This window comes from Sphingomonas sp. TF3 (genome assembly GCF_003985085.1).
Taxonomy (GTDB): Bacteria; Pseudomonadota; Alphaproteobacteria; order Sphingomonadales; family Sphingomonadaceae; genus Sphingomonas.
In genome coordinates, this window is record NZ_RWKS01000075.1 from 1 (window position 1) to 1061 (window position 1061).

A 1061-nucleotide genomic window follows, 5' to 3' on the forward strand; every position below is an offset into this window, starting at 1 on the left:
CCTGCCTATCCGGTTGACGCATACACCCACTAGGGATAGATTGTGTGCGTGAAACGGATAGTGAGTTATGGACGTTCTCGGCCGCACCGATCTGCCATTCCCACAATCGCTGCCGGAGTTTCAGCGGCTTTTTCCCGACGATGATGCCTGCGCCGCCTACCTGGAAAAGATTCGCTGGAGTGACGGGTTCGCCTGCCCGCATTGCGGCATTGTGGGTGGGCCTTTCCGCATCGCCACGCGGCCCGGCGTTCTGACCTGTCGCGCGTGCCGCCGCCAGACGGGATTGACCGTCGGCACGGTCATGGAACGCAGCCACACGCCCTTGAGCACATGGTTCTGGGCAGCCTATCTGGTCGCCAGCCAGACGCAGGGCATGTCTGCGGTTCAGTTCCAGCGGCAGCTTGGGCTGACACGGTACGAAACCGCCTTCGGCATCCTGCATAAGCTCCGTGCGGGCATGGTACGGCCCGAGCAGGACCGGATCGGCGGCAAGACGGACGGTCATGTCGAGGTGGACGAAACCTGGGTCGGTGGAAAGACACGCGGCGAAGGCCGGGGCGTTCATCGTAAGACGCTGGTGGCTGCCGCCGTCGAAGTCCGCCACCGGGAACCGGGTACAGCCCAGGACAAGCGGAAGGATGGCCGTTATGCTGGTCGGGTGCGGCTATCTGTCGCCGCCGACCGCAGCGCCGATTCGCTGTGCGGCTTCGTAGGAAGTGCCGTCATGCCGGGGGCGCTGATCATCACCGACGATTGGAGCGGCTATGGCAACCTGCGGACACGCGGCTATGACCACCACGCAATTGCCGAATGTGGCGACCCCGAGGTGGCCGAGGAGTTCATGCCGATCATCCACCTCGTCTTCAGCAATCTGAAGACATGGCTCAACGGTATCCACCACGGCGTCAGCGCAAAGCATTTGCAAGCCTACCTCAACGAGTTCACGTTCCGCTTCAACAGACGGTTCTACCCGTTCAACGCCTTCCGCTCGCTCCTCGGAATTGCAGGCGAGGTGAAGGCTCCGACCTACGCAGAGCTATATTCCGGTGACTGGGCGCACC

At 62.5% G+C, this 1061-nt stretch carries 1 protein-coding gene; it reads left to right on the forward strand.

Going from position 1 to position 1061, the window contains the following annotated elements; genetic code table 11:
• Window positions 1-67: 67 nt before the first annotated feature.
• Window positions 68-1061, forward strand: a 994-nt coding sequence (locus tag EJC47_RS20840) for an IS1595 family transposase (RefSeq protein ID WP_126849595.1), incomplete at its 3' end; no start/stop codon positions are given.